This window comes from Embleya sp. NBC_00896, assembly GCF_045207785.1.
Lineage (GTDB): Bacteria > Actinomycetota > Actinomycetes > Streptomycetales > Streptomycetaceae > Embleya.
The window spans coordinates 1,003,940-1,020,860 of record NZ_CP108777.1; the positions used below are offsets into that span (position 1 = coordinate 1,003,940).

Consider the following 16,921-nt stretch of genomic DNA (forward strand, 5'->3'; position numbering starts at 1 on the left):
CTCCGAGGGCGCGCCGGCCGCGTGTTCACGCCACCAGCAACGCCATGTCCCAGCCGCCCGCCGGGCGGCCCTCCGCGTACGCGTCCAGAGCCATGGCCACGCCGGCGGCGCCCTCGAGGAAGGCCGGTACGTCGGCGCCCTGGGGTACGTGCGTCATCGTCGAGCGGAAGCCGAAGCGGTGCTCCTCGCGGTACTGCGCGAGGACGAGCGCGGCCAACTCGTCCCGGATGTCGGGGAGTCGGTCGTCGTCGAGGTGCTCCGCGAGCAGACCCAGCAGGTGCATCAGGCCGCTCCAGCCGTGGCACAGCGCCGGGTCGTCGACGGGCCAGTCCCGGACCGGGGTGGCCAGCAGGCCGGCGAGCGAGCGGCGGGTGAGGTCGTGCCAGTCCGGGCGGTCCAACGCGAGCGCCGCGAGCTGGATCGCCCGGGACACCCCGGGGGCTCCGTAGCACCAGGAGGGCCGCTGCGCGGGGGCGTTCGGGGCGGGGCCCGTCACCCATTGCTCCAGCGTGCGGATCGCGGGCCACGACACGGCATCCCCGTCGGGCACGGCGCAGCGGGCGAGCAGGGCCACGATGTTCTCGATCGCCGCGCGCTGGCCGCTTACCTCGATCCCCTCGCGCGAGGCCAGCGATAACAGGGCGAGCGGACCCGCGACGCCGTGCGACAGGCCGAGGTTGAGGTGGCCGTCCGGGAGTTCGTGCTCCTGACCCAGTTTGGGTGCGGCCATGGCCCACCACCGCGGCACCTTGTGCCCGCGGTGGGTCACCTCGCCCTCGGCCAGCTCGACCAGGTAGGACAGCACCATCCGCAGTTCCTCGGCGCAGTTCGCGCCGCGCGCGAGCAGGTACCGGCCGATCCCGCTCAGCCCGCGGACGGTCTCGAACTCGCCGTTCGTGGCCACGGGGGCGTCGAGGCGCGGGCGGGCCAGCGCGGCCCGCACCACGCGCCGCTGATGGTCGTCCAGACGGTCGACGGCGGACACGTACCCGCCGGTCGCGCGGTGCGCGATCAGCGCCGCGACCGCGACCGAGCCCGGCCCCAGGTAGATGCCGCCCGCCGGGAACCGCTCCCGGGCCAGTACCCCCATCGACCGCGCCAGGTAGTCGTGCGCCCGGGCCGCGTGGTCGGGCCCGCGCGGCGTCGTGCCGCTGAACGCCAGCGAGACGCCGGGGAATCCGCTGGACAGCGACAGGTCCACCCACAGCGGCAGGTCCTCGCCGTCCCACGCCGCGGCGCCGGGGATGCGGGTGTCGGCGGCGACGGCCGCGGGGTCGGCGAGCGTGTCGAGCACGCGCGCGACGACGGCGCGGGCCTCGTCCGCGTGTCGGGGTCGGGCCGAGGTACCACCACTCGTACGGTCACGCATCGCGGCTGCTCCCGTCCTCGTCGCGCGCGCGGTCGGCCGCGTGCGCCAGGCGTCCCAGATGGTCGCAGGCGATGCCGCGCAGGACGGCGTACCCCCGGTACTCGCCCGCCCGGTCGATGCCCAGGAGCCGGTTGTGCTGCATGTGCAGCAGGCCCAGGACCGCGTTGTCGTGCGCGGCACCGGCGGGCCGGCGGCCGGCGTCGGACAGCACGATCGCCCCGTAGGCACCCGGTTCCGGCGCGCGGGACCACAATTCGGCCAGGGCCGGCGCCTTGAGCCGGTCGGCGCACGTCGCCGCCATCCGGCCGGGCCGGATCAACTCCCGGGCGAGCGCGCGGTGCTGCCGGAAACTGGCCTGCTCCGGCCCCTTGGCGAACGCGTACTCGACCCACGAGCACCAGTCCCAATCGCCCAGGGATTCCAGGAGCAACGCGTGGTTGACGGCGATCAGCACCTCGTCGGGCACCGCGAGCGCGCCGCGGGCCCGCAGGCCCAGCTGGACGATGGCCGATCGACTGTCCAGCGCGAACAGCCGCTCCGCGTGCGGCAGCGCGGCCAGGCCGCCGTAGCGTTCGGCCTCGGGTTCGTACACGTCGAGCGCCATCGTCCGGATCGCGCCCGCCTCACGCATCATCCGTACGTGTCGGGCGAGTTCGGGCAGGACCCGGCCGCGCAGCGCCTCCGGATCACCGTGGAAGCGGATCCGCAGGTGCGCCTCGGGGTCCTGGTAGCGCATGAAGAACCAACGGTCGAGGTGTTCCCCGACGTCGCCGAGCAGTGCGGGCAGATGAACCCGAAGCAGCTCGTCGTGGGTGTCGGAGGTCGCGTACAGCTTCGCGAACAGCCAGTCCTCGCCGGGGAGATGGTAGCCGGCCGACTCGGCGCGCGGCGTCGCCGCAGCGGTGGCCGCGCCGGCCGCGACGGTGATCGGGGCGGGCGGGTCGGTCTCGGCGGTCCCGGTCGCGACCGGGGTGGTCCCCCGCCTGGTCAGCGGGATCACGACCTCCGTACCGTGCCCGTCCGCCCAGCCGAAGCCGCGCCCGTTCGCCGTCAGGTCCTCGGTCAGCGCGATCGCGCCCTTGCGCACCTCGTGGCGCAGCAGTGTGCGGTGCCACGGGGTGTCCAGGTCGATGCCGTACACGCGATCCCAGTGCACGACCCGCACCTGCGCGGGCACCGTGTAGCGGTCCTGCCACTCGCGCAGCGCGCGCTCGAACCCGCGCGGGTCGCCGGCCGCCTCGCGCATCGCGCGGTCGGGGGTCCAGCGCCGGGGCGAGACGGTGACCCGGCCGAACGTCACCCTCGGCAGCAGCGGCAGCGCCTCCAGGCCGACCCAGTCCCATCCGGTCCAGGTCCGGGCGCGGCCGAAGACGATGTCCACCATCAGGCGCACCACCATGGGCGCCTCGCGATCCAGGGCCAGCATGTGCGGGACCACGGGTACGACTCGCTGCCCGGTCCCGGGCAGGGTCAGCCGCAGGCCGGCCTCGTCGACGCCGACGAGCAGCTCGCGCCAGTCCAGGCAGCCGGGATCGCGCCGGTCGGCGTACACCCCGACGGGGATCTCGTGCGGCAGCAGCCGGGGCACCTGGATCATGTTCAACGCGCGGACGCTGTGCGGGCGGAAGGTGACCTGCGCCGGCACCGCGCCGGCGTCGGCGACGCGCTCGACCATCCTCGTCAGGTCCGCGGTGCCGTCCGTGAGTTCGGCGAATCTACCGGCCATCGCACCGGCCACCCACGAGCCGGACAGCGGCGTGTTGACGAGCCGGAATCGGCCCTCGTCCAGAGCGGCGACATCGTCCGCGAGGAGTTGGAAGCACAGTTCCAACGAGGTTGGCGGCGTGGCGAGTTCGACCCCCTCGGTGTGGGTGGTGGCGGCCAGCCGGCCGATCAGATCCGGGGTCAGGCGCAGTTCGAGGTCGTCGCGAAGGAGTGCCTCCTGGACCAGCTCCGAGGTCAGGATCCGCCGGTCGCGGCCGGGGCGATACTCGCCGGCCGGCTGCTCGCCGAGGGGCACCCGTTCCCCATATCCCTTGGGGAATCCCAATCCCCGGTGCGGGTCCACGAGTTCGGCCAGCGGGACGGATCGGCTGGTGCCGTACTTCTCGATGAACCGACCCCGGTAGTCGCGCATGTGCGCGTGGGTCACCCACGCGTCCGACATCGCCCACATCGCGGCGGCGTAGCGACCGGCCTCTTCGCCCACGGCGCGGGGCAGGGTGATGTCGGCGTCCATCCGCAGGTCGACCTGGACCGGCGGATGGGCGGCGCTCGCGGCCGGATCGACCAGTTCCATCAGCCGACCCCACGCCGCGCCGCCCTCCCCGGGGAGGGCCTTCTCGTACTCGCGGATCGCGGTCCGGGTGGTCCGCAACGCCTCGGCCTCGCCCGGCAGTTCCTCGACCGCCGCGTCGATCCGATCGAGCAGAGCGTCGTCGATGCGGTGCGGCGTGATCGAGGTGAGCAGGAAGCCGTGCCGCAGCAGTTGCGCGATCGCGGCGTCGACTTGTTCGCGACCCGCCTGGGGGAAGGCCGCTTCGGCCCGGTCGAGGAGGGTGCCGTACGCGACGGGGTGTGTGGTCGCCGCGCACAGGTGCGCGACCAGCGCGTTGTGGCGGACCGAGATCTCCCGCTCGGCGCCGGGCAGGATCAGGCGTCCGTCGCGGACCCGGCACAGGTCGTTGCGGACGATGTCGACGCGGCGGCGGACCTCGGGCTCGGCGAGCCAGGCCCGGACGCGCTCGTGCAACCGGCCGCCGTCGAGTCGGGCGGCCTTGGCGCCCGGGCCGCGGACGGTGATGCTCGCGGCCGGCCCCAGGCGCGCGGCGGTCACGCCCGCGAACAACCCGAAGGGGGTCGGCCGGCCGGCCATGCGCAGGGCGTACCTGGTCACCGACAGGGCGGTGCCGAGCAGCCGCTTCGGGCCGAGGTCCGCGCCGGCGTCGAGCCGGTCGAGCGACGCGGACAGGCTGCCGCTCGCCACGCGTACGGCCTCGCGCAGCATCGGGTCGGCGGTGATCCGCCGGATGCCCGCGACCGTGTCCGCGTCCCGTGTCTGCTCGGCGGCGTCGATCCCGGTGCGCGGCACACTCGCCATGCGCACGAAGATCGGTCCGGCCGCTTCGTATTCGTCGTCTCGCCAAGAATTGCGTACAGAGTCCCGCACCGACCTCATGTCCCCGCGTTGTCGGCCGTGGCCGGAAGATGGCACCCGGGGGCGGGCAACCCCGCCCGCCCCCGGAACTTCAGGTCAGGCGCAGCAGAGCGGACAACGCGACTGCACGCCGTACGTGCTGGGGGAGGTCCAACCGCCGGCGGTGCCGAACTCGGCGGCCTCCAGGTCGGTCTCGGCGATCCGGACATCGAGGTCCAGGTCGGCGAAGTCGCGCGTCTCGTTGGTTTCTTCGAGCAGAATCTTGTCGTTCATGACAACTCCCGCAGAATCGGTCGCCGCACGGGGTGTGTGCAGCGAATCCTGGTGAGATCCGGTCGATCTCGGTGAGGACGCTAAGCGTTGAATCCGCGATTGAACAAGAACCATTACCGGCCATTCGAGACGGCCAGAAATCTCCCTGGTGGAAGCGGAATCCGGCTTCTACGCTGCCAAGATACCGAGCGGATCGAGCCCTGGCACTCTTGCCGGGAACGCCAGGGTTCGGCAAGTCGGAGAACGTTGGTTAACCGCGCGGATTTACTTGCGAAGCGCATTATCCCGTCGCGAAGGAAAGGCCGAGTCATGGCCTCGTGTTCTGCGAAACATGATCGATTCGGTGATTGTCGGGTCGGTATTCACACATTGCTTCGACCCGGCCCGGCGATCCCGCTCAACCACCGACGCGGGGTGGGGCCGGCGGGGCAGCGCGCCCGTCCGGGGGCGGGTCACCGCGCTCGGGACGGTCGTGATCGACGGTCGAGCGCGGGGTCGCGGGGGATCCGGATCCGGGACGGTGTGTGGGGCCGGGGCCGGGGCCGGGGCCGGGGCCGGGTTCGGGTCCGAAGCCGGGGCCGCGTTCCCGTTCGCGTTCGCGTTCGCGTTCGCGCCAGGTTCGGGCAGTACCCGCGGTCACCTATACGAACCGCACCGTGATCCCCGGCCCGGCGGCCCGCCCCACGGCCGCGACGGAAGGCTTCGGACCACGGGACGGCGTCGCCCGTTGGCCGGGTGGGTTCAGGCGGGGTGGGTTCAGGCGGCGTGCGCAGGCGCCAGGAAGCGGGTCTGCAGGGTTGGGATCAGGTCTTGGGCGCAGCCGAGGCGGTCGATCACGTAGCCGCGCACCGAACCGTGGTCCCGGGTCAGTTCCGCCAGGAACAAGCGCATCGCGTCGGCCGGGGCCTGGCCGTGGCCCGGCCAGGTGATCGGGCGGTCGGGGTGGGCGGCTCGCCAGTCGGCGATCAGCCGGTCGGTCGCCAGGCCGGTCAGGGCGAAGTCGGCGACGATGTCCCGCTCGGCGATTCCCAGCAGGCTCAGCACCAGCGCGGCCACCACGCCGGTCCGGTCCTTGCCCGACGCACAGTGGAAGACGAGCGGCGCGTCACCGGTGCCGGCGATCACCTCCAGGACCTCGCGCAGCTCGACGAGGCCGTCGGCGACGATCTCGGCGTAGCGGTCGGCCAGGAACCGCGCGGGATCGATGGAGCGGTCGAGCTCCGGCCGGTCCCAGGAGCGATGCTCGATGCTGAGGTTGTGGTAGGTGATGCCGTCGTGCTCGGGGATCCGCCCGGCTCGGCCGATCTCCGCCGGAAAGCGCAGGTCGATCACCGTACGCACGCCCAGTGCCCGAAACCGGTCCCAGTCCGCGCCCGCGAGATTGGAGAGCGCGTCGGCCCGGTACAGGCGACCCCACCGCACCGCCCGACCGTCGGCGGTGGTGTAGCCGCCCATGTCCCGAAAGTTGTGCAGGCGATCGAACTCCACGTGTCTGGGCACCCGACAATGCTACGTCGGGGCCAGGAACCCCCGCGGGCGGATTGGGGTTTGCCCGCGGCATTCGTCCTCGCTTCGGCCCCTGCCCCCGGCCTGGCCGCCGCCGCACCTTGGCCGAGGAACGGGACCTGACCGAGGTCGGCACGTACGAGGCTGGAACGTACGAGGCCGGCACGTACGAGGCTGGAACGTACGTCGATATGGCGTCCCGCCTCACCGGGCCCGTACGGCTCGCACTCGCCCTGTCGGCGGTGCGCGGCCGGGTCAAGCGCTGAGGCGGTGGCCGACGCCCCCGGTCGGACCGCCCGTCACGGCGGTCCGACCTCCGGTCCCGCCGGTCGCGGCGGGAGGGTCGAGCGTCGTCAGCGCTTCGCAGGGGCGCGCTTGGTCGCGGCCGTCTTGCGGCCGGGCGCGCTGGTCTTCTTCGTGGCGGCCTTCTTGGCGGTCGCCGTCTTCGCGGGGGCCGTCTTCTTCGCCGTGGTCTTCTTCGCGACGGCCTTCTTGGCGACCGTCTTCTTCGCCGTGGTCTTCTTGGCCGTGGCCTTCTTCGCCGCCGTGGTCGCCTTGACCGCCGTCTTCCTGGCCGTCGCCTTCTTGGCGGTGGCCTTGGCGGGAGCGGCCTTCTTGGCGGCCGTCGCCTTCGTGGCGGTGGTCTTCTTCGCCGCCGCCTTGGCGGGGGCGGCCTTCTTGGCCGTGGTCTTCTTGGCCGTCGCCTTCTTCGCCGCGACGGTCGCCGTGCCGGTCAGCGTCCCCGGGGACGCCTTCTTGATCGCGGTACCGGCGCGGGGGAGCTTCTTCGCGCCGCCGGCGAGGTCCTTGAAGCCCTGACCGGGGCGGAAGCGCGGAACCGAGGTCTTCTTGACCCGAACCCGCTCGCCCGTCTGAGGGTTGCGGGCGTAGCGGGCGGCGCGCTCGACCTTCTCGAACGACCCGAAGCCGGTGACCGACACCCGGTCTCCGGCGATGACCGAGCGGATGATGGTGTCCAGCACCGCGTCGACCGCTTCCTCGGCGGCGGCGCGGCCACCGACCTTGTCGGCGACCGCTTCGACGAGTTGTGCCTTGTTCATGAGATGCCCTTCGTGGTGTGGAGGTATCGATCGCATCCGTCCGACCGAGAGTTCCCGGTCGAGCGGGTCGAACGCCGTTGCGCCGATACCCATTTCCACGACTGTAACTCTCCGTCACATGGAGGGCATTTCGAACGACGCGCCCAAGGGCCTCGAATCACCCATCACGGCTATCGGTAGGGACCCTTCGCGGCACTCCATCGGAGTGGTCGGCAAATCCTGCCGGCGGGCCCCGATGTGCGCCCGACGGCGGTCGTTCCCGGCGCCGCCGGCCAGGTTTTCGGCGACTCGGCGGCGGCGGATCTGACGCACGGTGACGGCTCCCAAAACGGCGCATTCCCTTGCAATTATTGGGATGTACGGCTCGGGCGGGCCGCCACCGGGGCCGATTTCGGGCCGCGATCGGGCCAACGTCCGCCCGCACACGAGGTCCGTGCCGCGAGCCGTCGGCAACTCGCGGAAACCGGGCCGAAGTCGGTTTGCGCGGCACCGTTCGGGGTCGAATCCGACCGATCGAAGACCCGGCCGCAAATTTGGGGCGAGATCCTCCAAAAGCAGTACACGGGCGGAGCTTGGGCCCACCATCCGGCGCAGCGTCCGGCGGCGCCGCGGCGTGCTCGGCGAGCGTGGTGGTGGGGGCTTCCGGGGTCCGCACGCGGTCGAATCCGCCTTCGCCGAGCGCCGGCTCCGACCCGAACAGCCGCCCCGCGCCCGGCCTTGTCCGGCGGCCGGGCGTGATCCGTGTGGCCTGCAACCATGGTGCGATCACCGCAGGTGGGCGGGCACCCCACGGCCTCCCGGACGGGCGGGAGTTGGCCCGGGACGCCGTGGAGGGCCCTCGGGCGGCCGAACCGGCGGAATGCACCGCCCGAAACCGGGGCGCTCCCCCGCGCGGGCGGCCGTCGTCGCGGCGCGGAAGGAGCCGGATTCCCTTCCCGGCCCGCGGTTGTGGCCGGTTTCCGCCGCCGACTGCGGCCGGTTTCCGCCGCCCTCGGGCGCCGAGCCGCCCAGTCCTCACCCGCTCGACGACTCGACAGCACGGGACGGGCACGACATGGAGCGGGATTTTCTCCCCGAGGCGGCACGGCGCCACCGAAAGAACCCGCAGCGGCACCCCGAAACGAGAACGGGCGTACAGGCGGCGTACGGGCAGGTGGACGCGTCGCGAATTCGGCGGACAAGGCCGCGATCCGGGTGTGTCGGGCAGCCGAATCCGCCGAGGTCGACCGGTCCCCCGCAAGCCCCGGGCCGCCGAGCGCCGATCCGGCCGGCCGGCCCCGGGGTATCGCCACCGGCGCCGAACCACTGCGGCACGGCCCCGTGCGAGCTCGCCACGCCGGGCGGCGGCGAGCCTTCCGGCACGCGGGGCCCGGATCGGCTCGCCGGGATCCACCCGGATGCCCACGAACTCGCCGCACCCGACGTCCCGTTGGTATCCGCGAGGACGTCGGTCGGTCGGTCGTCCGCCCGGCTGTCTGGGGCAGCCCGCAGCGGCCGCTCAGGGGCTCGCGCGTTATCGCTGCGTTCGCACCGACGTACGCGCGGTAGCTCCCGCTTCTGCTTCTGCTCACGCTCGATTCGCTGCTGCCCGGCGGGATCCGCCACCCCCGCCTCGTCGTGCGTATGACGGGCCGCCCTGGACGCCAGGACGTTCGTACGACCGCCTGTGCCGGCCAGGCCGGCGGTGACCCTGCTGGATTCGGGCACGGGCGCCGACGCTGCGGGTGAGGGCATGTGACCTGGTGGTGGCGTACACGGACCCCGCGCGGCACCGGGCGGCGGATGGGCGGCGTCGCCACGCCATACCCCGGGATCGCCCCCGCGCCCGTCCGCCAAGGGCGGGCCCGGATCCGGGACGTTCCGCCGGGGCTGAGCGGGCGCCCAGTGGCGTCCCCGCGCGACCTGCCCGTACGGACACCCGGCCGGCCCACGGGTACCGCTGCGCTCCGACGACGACCCGGCGCGCCCACGCGGGCCACCGGCGCGCCCACGCGGGCCACCGGCGCGGCCCTCGGGCGCGTACGACCCCGTCCACCGCCATGCCGGCCCGTCCCAGCCCGCCGCGCCGCCGCCCACGAGGCGCTGGTCCCCTGGTGAAGGCGGCCACGTCCCCTCGGCCGACCAACCCGCAGCAGGGCCCTGTTCCCGACGGAGCCCGATCGGCCCGCTCACACCCCACGCAAACGCCTCACGCCCGCGCCTCCGACGCTCCCGCGCGGCCCACCACCCCCGTCCCGTCCCAGGCCACCGAACACGCCCGAATCAGCCCGTCCGGCGTCGAGGACGGACTCTCCAAGCCCCCGCCGCCTCACCCCGAACCGCCGCGCCGATCTCGTCCCACAGCGCGATGAACTCCGGGGTCGAGCGCACCCGTGCCGCCCTCCGCACGCGGCAGCGCGGATACCCGGTCCAGGACCGCCCACCGCGGCCAGCCGCCGAGTGCAATGACGCGCGTCGCGAGGTGGCGCGGCACGAGGTAGGCGGCCTCGTCCACGCTGGGCGTGATCAGGACGACGGTCTTGCCCCAGCGCAGCCGCAGCGCCCGCGATTCGTCCTGGAACTGCTCGCGCGTGAGCTCGTCCAGGGCCGAGAACGGCTCGTCCATCGGCAGGATCGCCGGGCCCGGAGCCGGCGCGCGGGCGATCGCGACACGTTGTCGTATGCCGGTCGACAGCTCACATGGGCGCGCGTCGGCGACCTCCTCCAGACCCACCGTGCGCAGCGGCTCCCGCGCCCGGGCCCGCCGCGCCGCGCCCCGGGGTTGGGCCGGTCGCGCGCGGCGCCGAAGGCCACCGCCCCGCGCAGGCCGAACTCGGCCTTGCGCCGCACCCCAACCCACGGGAACAGCCGCGACTGCCGGACGGCCACCCCGCGATCCCCGACCACCGGGCCCGCGCATTGCCCGGAACGTCGCCGGCGGCGGCACCGCGTCGAGCTTGCCGCGGCCCTTGAGGAACTCGGCCGCCCCGAGCAGGTTCCGCGCGAACGCCGCCGCCGCGGCCGGCGCGCCCGGATTACTGGGCGGACTTCGGCTGCGCGGCGTCGGGCAGGACCGGCTCGGCGATCTGCGCCCGGGCCTGGTCCGCCGGGGTGTTCAGCTCCGCGCCGATCGCGCCGGCTGCCTCGTCGGGCCGGTTGCGGATCGGCTTGACCGCGCGGTCCCGCTCCTTGAGCCAGGTCTGGACGTGGCCTCCAGGCCGCTCATCGGGCGACCGGGGCGAACGTGGCGGCGCGGACCAGGGGGACGACGCGTTCGCCGACGCGGTACGCCTCCTCCAGGTGCGGCCACCCGGACAGGATGAACTCGTCGATGCCCAGGGCCGCGTACTCGGCGAGGCGCTCGGCGACCTGCTCGTGGCTGCCGACGAGCGCGGTGCCGGCGCCCTCACGGACCAGGCCGATCCCGGCCCACAGGTTCGGCGCGACCTCCAGGTCGCGGGCGTCGCCGCCGTGCAGCGCCGCCATGCGGGCCTGGCCGACCGACTCCATCGCGGCGAACCGCGCCTGGGCGGCGGCGATCCGCGCGGGGTCCATGCCGTCGAGCAGGCGATGTGCCTCGGCCCAGGCCTCGGCCGCGGTGTCGCGCGCGATCACGTGCAGGCGCAGCCCGAAGCGGGGCCTACGGCCGTGCGCGTGGGCCTTGGCCCGGACCCGCTCGACCCGTTGCGCGACCGCCGGGCCCGGCTCGCCCCACAGCAGGTACACGTCGGCATGGCGCGCGGCCACGTCCTCTGCCGCGGGCGAGGCGCCGCCGAAGTACACGGGCGGTTCGTCGCCGGCCGAGCCGGTCGCCAGGCCGTCCTCGATCCGGTAGTGCGTACCGGCGAAGCCGAACGGTTCGCCGGCCCAGGATCGACGCAGCACGTCGAGGAACTCGGCGGTGCGCGCGTAGCGGTCATCGTGGCCGAGGAAGTCGCCGTACGCCCGCTGTTCGTGCGGGTCGCCGCCGGTGACGATGTTGACCGCGAGGCGTCCGCCGGAGAACTCGGCGAAGGTGCGGGCCTGTTGCGCGGCGAGGGTGGGCAGCACGAAGCCGGGTCGGAACGCGACCAGGAAGCGCAGCGTCCTGGTGCGCTCGATCAGCGCCGAGCAGACGATCCACGGATCGGGGCAGCCGGCGCCGACGGGCGTCAACACCGCGTCGAAGCCCACCTGTTCCGCCGCCGCGGCCACCTGTGCGAGGTAGCCGAGGGTCGGCGGGCGGGAGTGCGCGAGCGAGCCGACCGTGGTGGTGGCGGCGCCGACCTGGCGGCCGTCACCGGAGGTGGGCAGGAACCAATGGAATCGCGGACTCATCAAACTCATCCCGGTGGCACGGCACAGCGGACGGCGAAACGAGCGGGGCGCGCGCCGATCAGGCGCGGCGAAGGGAATCCGGACAGATCGCGGTCGCCACGCGCCGCAGGTCGACATGGAGTCGCGCGACGAGACGAACCGGATACATGCGGCAGAGCGTACCGGAGCCGGGCCGAAGCGGCATGCCGTCCACGTCGCGGACGGGCGCTCGGCGGCGAGGTTCGGGCCCGGTCTCCCTATGCCTTCCGCCCGGTGTCCCGACCCGCCTCCCGACCCGGCCAATCCAGCTTCAGGCGGACCAGTTTCGGCAGCGCCGCGACGATGAGGTCGTAGGAGTCCTCGATCATGTCCCGCACCATCGACTCCGGCAGCGATCCGTCCAGCGTGACGGTGTTCCAGTGCCGCTTGTTCAGGTGCCACCCGCCGACGATCGCGGGGTGGTCCGCGCGCAACCGGACCGCGAGTTCGGGGTCGCACTTGAGGCTCACCCGCAGCGGCAGCGGGTCGGTGAGCACGGTGAACGCGAAGATCTTGCCACCGACCTTGAACGTCGACAGCTCCGGATTCCGGGCGAACGGAAACTCCTCGCCGGCTCCGTTGAACGCGAGGCACATGCTCTTGAGCCGCTCCGCCGTGATCTTTCCCGCGGTTGTCGCGTTCCCCGCGTTTCCCGCATTCCCCGCGTTCCGCGTGTTCCCCGTGCTCGCCATGCCGCAAGTATGCCGATTCGATCGGACACCCCGTGGGCGGCTCGGCCGGGGCGCGCCCGGTCACCGCACCCCACGTAACCCACCGCACCCCACGTAACCCACCGCACCCACCGCACCCACCGCACTAGAGTGCGGTCGCGTCGGCCGCGTCGGCCGGCCGATGTGCGTCCGAACGGATGCGAGCCGGATACGAGGGGGCCCAAGCCATGCCGAACCCGCTGATCGCCGCGGTCGCGAATCAGGTGCCGCAGGTCGACCCGGCGGCCTTCGTGGCCGCCAACGCGGTGGTGGTCGGGGCGGTCACGCTGGCCGCCGGGTCGAGCGTCTGGTACGGCGCGGTGCTCCGCGGCGACGCCGATTCGATCACCGTGGGCGCGGACACCAACATCCAGGACAACTGCACCGTGCACAGCGATCTCCACTTCCCGACGGTGATCGGCGAGCGGGTGTCGGTGGGCCACAACGCGGTGCTGCACGGCTGCACCGTGGAGGACGACGTACTGGTCGGCATGAACGCGACCGTCCTCAACGGCGCGCACATCGGCGCGGGCTCGTTGGTCGCGGCCGGCGCGGTGGTGACGCAGGGCATGCGGGTGCCGCCGGGGTCGCTGGTGGCGGGCGTGCCGGCCAAGGTCAGGCGCGAACTCACGGAGGACGAGCGCTCCGGGATCAAGGCCAACAGCACGGGCTACCAGTTCCTGGCGCAGGCGCACGCCGAGATCACGCCGGTGGAGCGCTGATCGGACCGGGGGCCAGGATCGCGCGGACGGTCCGCCAGCAGCGCGCGTCCGCGGCGATCAGCAGGCCGCGCTTGGTGTCGGTGGGCCGGTAGGGGGTTCCGTCGGGACGTCGGGCGAGGCCGCCCGCCTCGGTCAGGAGCAGGGCGCCCGGCGCGTGGTCCCACGGCAGCGTGCGTTGGTACAGGACGAAGTCCTGCTCGCCGGCCACCAGTCGGGGGTAGTCGAACCCGGCGCACATGGCGCCTTGGTCCAGGGCGGCGAACCGGGACGCGGCGGCGGCGACGCGGGCCTGCCCCGGCGGATCGAGGAACTTCGTCGGCGCCGCGCCGCGCAGCGCCGCGGGGTCGGTGGGCGCGGGCGCCCGGTGCATCCGTACCCCGTCCCGCCAGGCGCCGGAGCCCGTCTCGGCCACGTAGGTGCGGCCCTCGGCCGGTTGTACGATCCACGACGCGACGGTCCGCCCGTGTCGCACCAGGGCGGCCAGCACCGCGTATTCGGGTCGGCCGGCGACGAAGTTGGCCGTCCCGTCCAGCGGATCGACCAGCCAGGCCGCGGGCGCGTCGCGGAGTGCGGTGACCAGTCCGGGAGAGGCGGCCGTGGCTTCCTCGCCCACGACCGGGATGTCGAACACGGTGCGCAGGCCGCGGGTGATCAGTTCCTCGGCCTCCCGGTCGGCCACCGTGACCACCTCGCCGGGGGTCTTCTCCGTGACATCCCCGGCGGTCAGGGCCCGGTAGCGGGGAAGGATCGCCGCGGCGGCCGCTTCATGCAGGATTCCGGTCACCGTATCGATCCACATGATCGGCAGATTAGCGCGCGGCGAACCGCCGGCCGGGCACGAGGGCGAGTGCCGGCGCCGGCGCTCGTGGGCATCGTCACCGCCGAGGCCGACGCTCCGTGGCGCCACGACGCCGCGGTGGCCTCGGCGCCCTCCGGCGGCGGGTCAGCCCCGGTACGGGGCAGGCCCGAGCCGCGCGGCTTCGCGCCTGTTGCGGCCTCGGACGGTCGCGAGGCCGACGAAGCCGGCGACGGCGAGCGTGGCGGTCACCGCGGCCATGATGAGCCACAGGTTCACCGTGCCCTGGTGGTCGTTCCACGGGTAGGACGGCACCTGGGATCCGTCCCCGTACGTGGTGGTGTCGCGCAGTGACTTCCGCGCCCGCACTCCCATCCACACCACGCCGGCCGCCACCAGGCACATCGCGCTCAGCCCGACCGTCGCGGCGGGGGCGATGTACCACGCGCCGTGCGGACGCGTGCGGATCGGCGGCTGCCACATCGGTTGCGGCTGGCGGTAGGTCATGTGGATCATCCTGGCTCACCGCGCGACGGGGTGTCCTGAGTGCCCGTACTCAGGTTTTCGCTCTGGAGCGGGCGAGGACCGTGCGCAGCCGTGCGCAGGTCGCGCGCAGATCGTACGCAGGCCGTGCACAGGCTGTACGCAGGCCGAACGCGCCGACCGCATGCCGCCTCGGGAGCGCACGCCACCGTGGGACGCGCGGTCGCGGGCGATAGGTTCTCCCCGCACGTGCGTGATCACTCGGGGAAGGTCTCATCGGCATGTCGCGTAGATTTCCGGCGCCCATTGACAGGCGCGTCTCCGGTAGCGGGCGGTCGACCCGCGACCGGCTCTCGTCCCGTCTCGGGCGCGGCGAGCGGAGGTACGGCGCGTGAGCGCGAGTGAGCCGGACCTGAACCCGGCCGTGCTGTGGGTCGCCACCGCGATCACCGCGCTCGTGCTCACGCTGGGGCTCGCGTGGGCCACGCGGCGGTTGCTGGGACTGCCGGTCGGCACCCGACGCACGCTCGTTGCCGGCGTGCTCGGGTTGGTCGTGTCGGGGGCGCTGGGCGCCAGCATCCAGCGCGACCAGCCCGGCGTGTTCATGACGGTCACGCTCGGCGTGTCGCTGCTCGCTTCGATGACCTTCATCGTCATCGCCGAGGCCCTTGTGCCGAGCGGATCGTGGCCCGGGACCCTGGAGTTCGTGCGCGGGCTGCGCAGGCGCCTGGCCCGCGGTCGCCGGTATTCGCAGATCAGCCGGATCGCAGCCCGGCACGGGCTCGGCCCGTACCTGCGCGGCCGGCGGCGGCGCTCGGACGAGGCGGGCCGGCGGGGCTCGCTCGCCCGCTCGCTGCAACAGGCGCTACAGGACGGTGGGGTCACCTTCGTCAAGCTCGGCCAGGTGCTGTCCACGCGTCGGGACCTGCTCCCGGCCGAGTTCGTCGACGAGCTCGCGCTGCTCCAACACCGGGTCGCGCCCGCGCCGTGGGCGGAGGTGGAGGCCGTCCTGGCCGCCGAGCTCGGGGCGCCGGTATCGGAGGTGTTCGCCGAGTTCGATCCCGAGCCGCTCGCGGCCGCGTCGATAGCGCAGGTGCACCGCGCGCGGCTGCGCTCGGGTACGGAGGTCGTGGTCAAGGTGCAGCGTCCGGGGATCGGCCCGGTCGTCGAGCGGGACCTGGACATCCTGGCCCGGCTCGCGGTCACCCTCGACCGGCGCACCACGTGGGGGCACGCGCTGGGCCTGGTCGAGCTCGCCGACGGCTTCGCGGACGCGCTGCGCGAGGAGTTGGACTTCCGGATCGAGGCGCGCAACACCAACGCGGTGATCGCCGCGGGCGCCGCGCGGCGCGACGCGAACCTGATCCTGCCCCGCCTGCACCCCGAGTTGAGCACCGGGCGCGTACTGGTGCTCGAATGGTTGGACGGCGTACCGCTCGGCACGGCCGTCGCGACGCTGGACGAACGCGGGGTCGACCGGGGCAAGTTGGCCCGTACGCTGCTCGGCGAACTGCTCCGGCAGATCATGTTCGACGGCGTGTTCCACGCCGACCCGCATCCCGGCAACATCATGCTGCTCGCCGACGGCCGGCTCGCGCTGCTGGACTTCGGTTCGGTCGGCCGGATCGACGCGCAACTGCGGGCCGGGCTGCAGGATCTCCTGCTCGCGCTCGGCCGGGCCGATCCGGCCGCGATGTGCGACGCGCTGCTCCAGGTGGTGACCCGCCCGCCGGAGCTGGACGAGCACCGACTCCAGCGCGCGCTGGGCCAGTTCATGGCCCGGCATCTCAGTGCGGGACTGGCCCCGGACATGGCCATGTTCACCGACCTGTTCCGGCTCGTGTCCACGTTCGAGCTGACGGTCGCGCCCGAGATCGCCGCGGTCTTCCGGGCGCTCGCCACGGTCGAGGGCACGCTCACCGGGATCGAGCCGGGCTTCGACATCTTCGCCGAGGCTCGCGGCTACGCGACCGAACACGTCACCGAACAGCTGAAGCCGACCAGCCTGCGCGAGGCCGCGACCGGCGAACTGCTGCACCTGCTCCCGGTGTTGCGTCGGTTGCCGCGCCGATTCGAGCGGGTCGCCGGGGCCCTGGAGGAGGGCAGGCTCGGCGTCAACGTCAGGTTCCTGGCCGACGAGCGCGACCGCCGGGTGCTCACCTCGCTCCTGCACCGGACGCTGCTGACGGTGCTCGGCGCGACCGCCGGGATCATGGCCGTCCTGCTGCTCGGCACCGAGGGCGGGCCGCAAGTGGGCGACGACGTCGGGCTGTACCAGGTGTTCGGGTACAACCTCCTGGTCGTCAGCTGCGTCCTGGTCCTGCGCGTGCTGTTCACGATCTTTCGGGCGGAGCGGGACAACCTGCGGGTGTGAGCGGTCCGGCAGGAGCGGCGGCCCCGATGACGCCGCTCCCTCCCCGGGGCTCGCCGAGCGGGGTCGGGCCGTCGTCACGCTGGGGCGACCATTGGCAACTCTCCGGTAGGTTCACTACGGCGACCGGGAGTTCGTGGGCTGATAGGCCTCGTCACG

At 73.3% G+C, this 16,921-nt stretch carries 14 protein-coding genes; 3 read left to right on the forward strand and 11 right to left on the reverse strand.

The genetic code is table 11. From position 1 onward, the window contains the following. Positions 1-25: 25 nt before the first annotated feature. The 4 genes from OG928_RS37735 to OG928_RS37750 all read right to left on the reverse strand — a co-directional run bounded on the left by OG928_RS37735 (position 26) and on the right by OG928_RS37750 (position 6,299). On the reverse strand, positions 26-1,369 hold the full coding sequence (locus OG928_RS37735) for a lanthionine synthetase C family protein (protein WP_331766505.1): 1,344 nt from the start codon (positions 1,367-1,369) through the stop codon (positions 26-28). Then, positions 1,362-4,469 (reverse strand): lantibiotic dehydratase, encoded by a 3,108-nt coding sequence (locus OG928_RS37740; protein WP_406291563.1) that lies wholly within the window; start codon positions 4,467-4,469, stop codon positions 1,362-1,364. The genes OG928_RS37735 and OG928_RS37740 overlap by 8 nt, the downstream gene beginning before the upstream one ends. A gap of 153 nt (positions 4,470-4,622) precedes the next feature. After that, positions 4,623-4,799, reverse strand: a complete 177-nt coding sequence (gene lanA / locus OG928_RS37745) for an SCO0268 family class II lanthipeptide (protein ID WP_331766507.1) — start codon at positions 4,797-4,799, stop codon at positions 4,623-4,625. Positions 4,800-5,555: 756 nt separating this feature from the next. Beyond that, on the reverse strand, positions 5,556-6,299 hold the full coding sequence (locus tag OG928_RS37750) for a tyrosine-protein phosphatase (protein WP_331766508.1): 744 nt from the start codon (positions 6,297-6,299) through the stop codon (positions 5,556-5,558). A gap of 107 nt (positions 6,300-6,406) precedes the next feature. Here OG928_RS37750 and OG928_RS37755 point away from each other — a divergent pair, with 107 nt between their 5' ends. Beyond that, positions 6,407-6,571: a hypothetical protein gene (locus OG928_RS37755; RefSeq protein ID WP_331766509.1), complete on the forward strand. Its 165-nt coding sequence runs from the start codon at positions 6,407-6,409 to the stop codon at positions 6,569-6,571. An 87-nt stretch (positions 6,572-6,658) separates the two neighbouring features. Here the strand turns inward: OG928_RS37755 and OG928_RS37760 are convergent, their stop codons facing one another. The 5 genes from OG928_RS37760 to OG928_RS37780 form a co-directional block, all read right to left on the reverse strand. After that, on the reverse strand, positions 6,659-7,366 hold the full coding sequence (locus OG928_RS37760; protein ID WP_331766510.1) for an HU family DNA-binding protein: 708 nt from the start codon (positions 7,364-7,366) through the stop codon (positions 6,659-6,661). Positions 7,367-9,674: 2,308 nt separating this feature from the next. Continuing rightward, entirely contained in the window at positions 9,675-10,265 is a 591-nt protein-coding gene (locus OG928_RS37765; RefSeq protein WP_331766511.1) for an ATP-binding cassette domain-containing protein, read from the reverse strand. A 302-nt stretch (positions 10,266-10,567) separates the two neighbouring features. Then, the gene (locus tag OG928_RS37770; protein ID WP_331766512.1) at positions 10,568-11,662 is read right to left on the reverse strand and encodes an LLM class flavin-dependent oxidoreductase; all 1,095 of its coding nucleotides are present in this window, start codon (positions 11,660-11,662) and stop codon (positions 10,568-10,570) included. A gap of 58 nt (positions 11,663-11,720) precedes the next feature. Beyond that, the gene (locus OG928_RS37775; RefSeq protein WP_406292093.1) at positions 11,721-11,846 is read right to left on the reverse strand and encodes a putative leader peptide; all 126 of its coding nucleotides are present in this window, start codon (positions 11,844-11,846) and stop codon (positions 11,721-11,723) included. Positions 11,847-11,898: 52 nt separating this feature from the next. Beyond that, complete coding sequence (locus OG928_RS37780; protein WP_331768258.1) at positions 11,899-12,300, reverse strand: MmcQ/YjbR family DNA-binding protein; 402 nt, start codon at positions 12,298-12,300, stop codon at positions 11,899-11,901. A 278-nt stretch (positions 12,301-12,578) separates the two neighbouring features. Here OG928_RS37780 and OG928_RS37785 point away from each other — a divergent pair, with 278 nt between their 5' ends. Next, positions 12,579-13,112 (forward strand): gamma carbonic anhydrase family protein, encoded by a 534-nt coding sequence (locus OG928_RS37785; protein WP_331766513.1) that lies wholly within the window; start codon positions 12,579-12,581, stop codon positions 13,110-13,112. Here OG928_RS37785 and OG928_RS37790 read toward each other — a convergent pair. Continuing rightward, entirely contained in the window at positions 13,093-13,911 is an 819-nt protein-coding gene (locus OG928_RS37790) for an inositol monophosphatase family protein (RefSeq protein WP_406291564.1), read from the reverse strand. The two genes, OG928_RS37785 and OG928_RS37790, sit on opposite strands and share 20 nt — an antisense overlap. A gap of 144 nt (positions 13,912-14,055) precedes the next feature. Beyond that, positions 14,056-14,415, reverse strand: a complete 360-nt coding sequence (locus OG928_RS37795) for a hypothetical protein (RefSeq protein WP_331766515.1) — start codon at positions 14,413-14,415, stop codon at positions 14,056-14,058. Between the two features lie 367 nt (positions 14,416-14,782). On the opposite strand from OG928_RS37795, the gene OG928_RS37800 reads away from it, so the two are divergent. Then, a complete protein-coding gene (locus tag OG928_RS37800; RefSeq protein ID WP_331766516.1) occupies positions 14,783-16,765 on the forward strand; it encodes an AarF/UbiB family protein in 1,983 nt (660 codons plus the stop codon). Positions 16,766-16,921 lie beyond the last annotated feature (156 nt).

Excerpts from the sequence above, each read along its gene's own strand:
- OG928_RS37735 (WP_331766505.1), bottom strand. The coding sequence starts at position 1,369 with ATGCGTGACCGTACGAGTGGTGGTACCTCGGCCCGACCCCGACACGCG.
- OG928_RS37740 (WP_406291563.1), bottom strand. The coding sequence starts at position 4,469 with ATGGCGAGTGTGCCGCGCACCGGGATCGACGCCGCCGAGCAGACACGG.
- lanA (WP_331766507.1), bottom strand. The coding sequence starts at position 4,799 with ATGAACGACAAGATTCTGCTCGAAGAAACCAACGAGACGCGCGACTTC.
- OG928_RS37760 (WP_331766510.1), bottom strand. The coding sequence starts at position 7,366 with ATGAACAAGGCACAACTCGTCGAAGCGGTCGCCGACAAGGTCGGTGGC.
- OG928_RS37765 (WP_331766511.1), bottom strand. The coding sequence starts at position 10,265 with ATGCGCGGGCCCGGTGGTCGGGGATCGCGGGGTGGCCGTCCGGCAGTC.
- OG928_RS37770 (WP_331766512.1), bottom strand. The coding sequence starts at position 11,662 with ATGAGTCCGCGATTCCATTGGTTCCTGCCCACCTCCGGTGACGGCCGC.
- OG928_RS37775 (WP_406292093.1), bottom strand. The coding sequence starts at position 11,846 with ATGCCGCTTCGGCCCGGCTCCGGTACGCTCTGCCGCATGTATCCGGTT.
- OG928_RS37785 (WP_331766513.1), top strand. The coding sequence starts at position 12,579 with ATGCCGAACCCGCTGATCGCCGCGGTCGCGAATCAGGTGCCGCAGGTC.
- OG928_RS37790 (WP_406291564.1), bottom strand. The coding sequence starts at position 13,911 with ATGTGGATCGATACGGTGACCGGAATCCTGCATGAAGCGGCCGCCGCG.
- OG928_RS37795 (WP_331766515.1), bottom strand. The coding sequence starts at position 14,415 with ATGACCTACCGCCAGCCGCAACCGATGTGGCAGCCGCCGATCCGCACG.